The sequence below is a fragment of the Candidatus Desulfatibia sp. genome, assembly GCF_036446775.1.
GTDB lineage: Bacteria > Desulfobacterota > Desulfobacteria > Desulfobacterales > UBA11574 > Desulfatibia_A.
The window spans coordinates 1-6,659 of record NZ_JAZFTO010000221.1 but is presented as its reverse complement, the minus strand read 5'-3'; the positions used below and the strand labels follow the sequence as shown (position 1 = coordinate 6,659).

General features: G+C 47.3%; 4 protein-coding genes and 1 pseudogene. All 5 read right to left on the bottom strand.

What is annotated here, in order from left to right; translation table 11 throughout:
* Positions 1 to 191 (bottom strand): annotated as a pseudogene (locus V3S16_RS10540) (3-hydroxy-5-phosphonooxypentane-2,4-dione thiolase LsrF); the annotation flags it as partial.
* A gap of 383 nt (positions 192 to 574) precedes the next feature.
* The gene (locus V3S16_RS10535) at positions 575 to 2,545 is read right to left on the bottom strand and encodes a bifunctional aldolase/short-chain dehydrogenase (protein WP_413884703.1); all 1,971 of its coding nucleotides are present in this window, start codon (positions 2,543 to 2,545) and stop codon (positions 575 to 577) included.
* A gap of 442 nt (positions 2,546 to 2,987) precedes the next feature.
* Positions 2,988 to 4,511 (bottom strand): HD-GYP domain-containing protein, encoded by a 1,524-nt coding sequence (locus V3S16_RS10530; RefSeq protein ID WP_413884701.1) that lies wholly within the window; start codon positions 4,509 to 4,511, stop codon positions 2,988 to 2,990.
* A complete protein-coding gene (locus tag V3S16_RS10525; RefSeq protein ID WP_413884699.1) occupies positions 4,508 to 4,897 on the bottom strand; it encodes a response regulator in 390 nt (129 codons plus the stop codon). The genes V3S16_RS10530 and V3S16_RS10525 overlap by 4 nt, the downstream gene beginning before the upstream one ends.
* 2 nt (positions 4,898 to 4,899) lie before the next feature.
* Positions 4,900 to 6,462, bottom strand: coding sequence for a response regulator (locus V3S16_RS10520; RefSeq protein ID WP_413884697.1), 1,563 nt, complete (start codon positions 6,460 to 6,462; stop codon positions 4,900 to 4,902).
* Positions 6,463 to 6,659: the final 197 nt, after the last annotated feature.

Here is a 6,659-nt window from a genome sequence, read left to right as displayed (position 1 = left end):
GGCCCTTGAAAATAGCCATGATCGATGGCTAACATAACCGTGCGGCCGGATTCAGGACTGAAGATCCGCGCCAGTCTGTTTTTCATGCCCCAATCCAGGGAGTTTGATCCTTTCAGGAAAAACCCTTCGGTCTTCTGCGGGGTATCAAAATAATACTGTTTCGATTCTTTCAACTCGTCCATGTCGGCCATGCTCTTGTCTCCTTTCTTTCCGTCTATGTAGATTGGAAGTTAAATTTTTAGTTACGTTTTTATATGATGATCTTTTTGCTCGCAGTTGAACCAGATGCTGGATACTGGTCTCTGGATACTGGATACTGGTCTCTGGATACTGGTCTCTGGATACTGGTCTCTGGGATCTGGATAAAGACAAGGAGTCGCTTTGCTCTATTTTTTTAAGTAAATAGCCAAAGTTCCTAATAATATCCAGCATCCAGTATCGAGTATCAAGCATCCAGTATCAAGCATCCAGCATCAAGCATCCAGTATCAAGCATCGAGCATCCAGCATCTCTAAGCATAGTCAATTTGTCTGCCCCAAACCAGTAAGACCGGAGAAGTGAAGCCCCGCGAATTTTAAATAACGCGTTCATTACCCCCGTCGATGGGAACCTGGGCGCCCGTAGTTTTGGCAAAGGCCGGACCGACCATGGCGCAAACCAGCGCAGCAACGTCCTTTGACGATATTTCGGTTTTTAAACAGTTGTTGGTCTTATATTCTTCCACGGTACATCCATAATGACAGGCGCGGCTCTCCAGGATTTCAGGCGTCCAAAGCGCGGTGTCATAAACGGCGTTGGGATGTACAACATTGACACGGATACCGTCGCATCCAAGCTCCAAGGCTGCTATTCTGGCCAGCTGGGTCTGGCCGGCCTTGGCCACCGAATAGGCGGCAGCGCCCGGCCCGGGAGCAGGTACGTTCTTGGAAGAGATAAACACAATGGTAGCATCAATACCCTGCCGCAGATAGGGGATACATGTTTTTAATAATCGCTGATTGCTGGAAAGATTGACTTCCATGCTCCGGTTCCAGGTTTCCTCATCCAAATCTTCAATTTTCTGAGTCGCGGTAAAAATTCCCGCGTTCGGGATTAAAATATCAAGTCCGCCAAAACGACGAACCGTGGACTCGACGGCCGCTTTCACAGCACTGTCGTCGGTGATATCACAGGTAATCCCCAAAAGATCCTCCTGGTTGAACATTTTATTTATTTCAGGGTTAATATCCAGTCCGACGACAGCAGCGCCCTGCTCGTGCAGCATTGTGGCGCAGGCCAGACCGATTCCGCTGCCTGCTCCGGTGACCAGGGCAATTTTACCCTGCTGTTCAGGGGAAATATCATTTTGGGACAATTTAGCCTGCTGCAGCTCCCAGTATTCCATATCAAACATCTGTTTTTCAGATAAGAATTTCCATCCTCCCAGAGCTTCACCCTGCTGGATTGCTTGCATTGTATGTCTGACAATATCTGAAACAATAATTGTTTCCCTGACGCTCCGCCCCCAAGCTATGGTTCCGTATCGAGGCCAGACACCCCATCGGGGGGCCGCATCAAGACAAGTCCGGCGGCCGTCCGTGTTTTTATCAAAATACGCCTGATATGCCCGTGTATAATCCGTCATATCTTGCTGGACATCTTCACCCAGAATTACCGGAACCGGCTTAGTGCGAATAAGATGATCGGAAGTTAAGGGTCCGCGGGTGGCGATCGATTTGACATTGTCAAGATTGGCAAAACCGCAGGCCTCAGGGCTATGGTCCAGTCTGGCGATCATGGCATTGCCCTTGGCCCGGGAAACATAACGTCGAATCATAGAAAGCGTAAGTAAATCCTCCCGGGCTTGCGCTCGGGCCACATGCTCTCCTGTCTTTTGCTTTTGAAGATAATCTTCCGCCATGGAGACAAGCCGTATCATCCTTTCGTAGCTGGTACGAGCATCATCTGCAAAGGTAAAAACACCATGGTGCAAAAGGATCATACCTTCGATCTTTTCCCACTTGGTATCGCCAGTCATTTCAAGAATTTTTTGGGCCAGTTTAAAGCCCGGCTTGATATAGGGCACAATCAAAACTCGATCCTGATAGATTTCCTGAAGCAGCGCTTGACCCCTCTGGCTATTCGTTATGGTAACAACGGCGTCGGCATGGGTATGATCGACATATTTATAAGGGATATTAGCGTGCAGCATGGCTTCAATAGAAGGATCGGGGGCTTCGGGATCGGTCATCGCCGACCTTTGAAGCCGGGCCATCTCCGTATCGGATAAACGCTCCAGGGTCGCCAGGCGCGTCAGCGCTTTTAATCTGACAGGTGCAAACCCGCCGGCTTGAATCGTTGCCAAATCATGGCCGCTGCCTTTGACGAAAAGAATCTCTTCAATATCACCAAAAATATTCTTTACTGCATCCTTTACGGAAGTATTGCCGCCGCCGTGCAAAACCAGTCCGGGCTCCCGGCCCAGCAGCCGCGAAGTATAGACACGCAGCTGCAAAGGATCATTTTCAAAGGCTTGTGCCTTAATATCGTTCCATAAGCTTTTCATGACAAAACCTAACCCGGATAAGTCCCGAAATCGGGGCATGCCGGCTTCATTGAAACTGAAGCGGAGAATCAGAAAAAAATTCATCACGAAAACACGAAACTGCAAAAACACGAAAAATATATTTACTCATTCTTAAATTTCGTGCTTTCATTCTTTCGTGTTTTCGTGATTATTATACAAAATTTTACCATAATACGATATAGGGAAGTTTAGAGAAATGAACATCGAGTGTCAAGCGAGAAAGGACTTGTTATGTACAACTCAATTGAGCGAAAACGCTCTATTGAAAGTTGTCAGGGGTCAGGGGTCGGGTGTCAGGAAACAAATTCCATCTGAATTTTATAACGCCAGTCTAAATGAGATATAACTCATAAAGCAAAACTCATTTTCTGCCCCCTGATCCCTGGCCCCTCCCTAATTGTGTTTTGGCACAATTAGGGTTTTACGCCTGGAGGGTTATGGAAGTTGGTGTGTTATCCTGCTGCTCTTCCTCAACCAAACTGGTATGAAAAACCGTCTCGAAAATTTCCACCAGACCGGGATCGAACTGGCTCCCGGCGGCTTCCTTTATGATATTCAATGCTTCTTTCCCCGGTTTGGCCGACCGGTAGGCCCGCTTGGAACTTATAGCATCGAATGTGTCAGCAACGGCAATTATTCTGGCGTACAAGGGTATTTCTTCCCCTTGCAGCCCCTGGGGATATCCGCGGCCGTCATAGCGTTCATGATGGTAAAGGATGCCGGGAAGCGAATCCGCCAATTGCTCCAGGGGTAGCAGAATGTTATAACCTTTTAAAGGGTGGGCTTTAATAATTTCGTATTCGGCATCGGTCAATTTGTCGGGTTTGTTCAAAATACTCTCCGGAGTTCCTATTTTACCGACATCGTGCAGGATCGAGGCCCAATTCAAAACGTTTTGCTGTTCCGCATCCAGATCTAAATGCTCGGCCATCAGCATACAGCAGCGGTTGACCCGCTCGGAATGACCCCGGGTATATGCGTCCTTGGCTTCAATGGCGTAGACCAGCGATTTGCAGACATTGATGACAAACGATTCCAAATCCCGGTAAAGGTCTGAATTGGAAATAACCAGAGCCACCTGCTGTGCCACCGAAATCAGCAGGTGCATTTCACCCTGGCGAAAAATTTCCTTAAGGTTAAATGACACCATACCCAGCCATCCGTAAAATTTACCGCCGTACTGGATCCTCACGCCCAGAAAGCGAAAAGGTTCCCTGTGCATCTTTTGATATCCCGGCGTCTGGCTGGAGTTGTTAACAATAAAGTAATTGTCGACCAGTGCAGGAGCGTCGGGCGGGATGGCATTAATAAGGGCTTCAATAAAAGCAGAAGATTCTGTGATCTTTGCATCAATTTCGCCGGTGGTAATAAGGGAGTTGTATTCAGAGCGATTCGGCATAAACGCGAACGCCATTTGCACTCGCATTGATTCCAAAAGATCTTTATTCAACTCATCCAGTTTGGCGGGTGAAAACCGCAAGGTTTTGACCTGCGTTGCAATCCTGGCATACAGGTTGAGATCTTCAAAGCTTTGGGCCAGTTCTTCGGCCAGCGCTTCCGACTCATCCAGGGAACTCAGTTTATCTTCGATCAGGCCTGCCAGGTGGGTTAGCAATTGCTCCATGTGGTGCGCCGGATATATTTTGGGGCCGGAAACGTCATGCTCAAAGCCTGTATCGCAAGCGGTTAAAACGCCCACCACCTGCCCTTTATCCAGGATCGGCATCCCGAATAGATCATATTTGTCCTCAATACGCAGATACTGGAAGGATTCTTTGCGGGTAACCTGACCGCCAACTGTCTCCAAGCCCCGGGAGACCGGCAGGCTGACCTTTTTGTTTCCTGAAAACAAAACCTGCCCTTTAACATCCCGAAAATCAAAATTGACCGGAAAAACCTGTGAGAGACTTGCGAGAAAATCTTTAAACAGCCGCAGATCCATCATGATGATTGCCTTTTAAAATAAGCGTCAATGCATTCTACCAGCCTGGCGGGACTGAATGGTTTTTCCATCAACTGCGTATCACGCATTTTCTGCACCCAGGCTCGCTCTTCGGGGGATATCCGGGCCGTTATGACCAGCGTCAAAAAAGGCCGCTTTTCTTTGAGTTTATCGGTCAGTCGGCAGAGCTTATCGCCGTTCAGCAGCGGCATATTAATATCCGTCACAACAGCATCCGGCTTATGAGAATAAATATAATCGAGTCCCTGTTGACCGTCCTTGGCGGTGATCACCTGGTATCCCCGGTTTTTTAATTTCACTTCAATAACACGCCGTATGGGGGCGTCGTCGTCGATAACCAGAATTTTTTTTGCATGTGTTTCAGTCATTTTTATATTTTATCAATCTTCTGGATAGCTTCTTGAATTTCATCGAGTCCAAACGGTTTGCTAATGCACGGTATGCCGCTTTGCTCGATAAAACACCTGACTTCTTCGGAAATAACCCCGCCCGTGATAAAAAGAAGCTTTGAAAGCAGTTCAGGTTTAACCTGGTTTAAGTGTTCATACAGCTGCTGCCCGCTGAATTCCGGCATATTCATATTGCTGATGATGACATCATAATCTTTGTTCTGCAATTTTTGTTGCGCTGAATAGACATCATGAGCCACAGCCACATGATGCTCCAAAGCGGTTATCATGTTCTCTAAAAGATCGTATCCTGTTTCTCTTTCGTCGATCACCAGGATATTTTTGGCAACCGGCAACCGATCCATTTTAGCGGAAGGTGCAAGAGCCGGCGACGTTTTGTCTCTGGCGATAACTGGAAGCTCAACAAAGAAATACGTACCCCTTCCCGGTTCACTGGAGACGTAGAAATCCCCGCCATGCTCCCGGATAATTTCATAGCAAATACTCAAGCCGAGACCGGTGCCCTTGCCCTCCGGTTTGGTCGTGAAAAAAGGTTCAAAGATTTTCCGGAGATTTTCCCTGGGTATCCCCGGGCCGCTGTCACGAATAGTTATGCGAATCGATTTTTCGTCGAATTCACTTATAACCGTTAAGGTGCCTAAGCGGGTTTGCTGCTGCATCGCCTGAACAGCATTACTGATGATATTCAGAAAAACTTGTTGTATCTGATAGAAATCTGCGATGGTACGCGGCAAATTATCTGCAAACTGCTTGACCACCTGGACAGCATTTTTCTTGATTTCATGCTGCACCAGCTCAAGGGTGCTTTCCAGAATGTCGGTTACCTGCACGTATTCCCGTTTCGGTTTCTGTTTTCTGGAAAAGGCCAGCAGCTTTTGAACGATCCTTTGGCACAGAATGGCAGATTGTTGTATATTTTTCACATATTTATGAGCTTTTTCAGGAGAGGGTTCTTTCAGGAGAAGAAGTTCTGAGTAGCCCAGAATGCCTGCTAAAGGGTTGTTGATTTCATGCACGACCCCGGCCAGCAGTTCTCCGATAGCGGACAGTTTTTCCGAATGCACCAACTGGGCCTTGACGATTTCAAGCTGCTGTTGAGCTTTTTCCGATACAAGCGCCTTCTGTCTGCGCCGGACGCCCTGGCGAATCGATTGGCGGTAAGCATCTTTGTTGATCGGTTTCTCAATGTAATCATAAGCCCCTAATTTTAAGGCCTGTTTCGCTGATTCGATATCCTGGAAAGCTGTAACTAACAGGACCTCGATCGTCGGACTATGTTGTTTAATCACTTTGAGCGTTTCAATACCCGACATCCCGGGCATATTTAGATCCAGGGAGACGACGTCAAAATCATTATCCTGCCGGATATGATCGACCGCTTTATTGCCGCTTGCCAGTGTTGTTACATCAAACTCCGAGTCTAAAATAAGCTCCAGTGCCCGCCGGGTAACTTTTACATCATCCACCACCAGTACGCGGGGTTGCTTTGTGGGCTTTTCCTCTTTGAATGCATTGGACGTCATCTAATATTCTTCCCTATTCGTAATAGTTCACCGCAGAGTCGCAGAGAGCGCAAAGGGTTATCTTTTTTTCTGCCCTCTCAGCAGAAAGAAAAATATTCATTGTCTTTGCGTCCTCTGCGACTCTGCGGTGAGCTATTTAAAAAAATCTTTATGGGGTTGCTCTAAATCCTTTTTGAATTTTTCTTCCAGATCCCTGA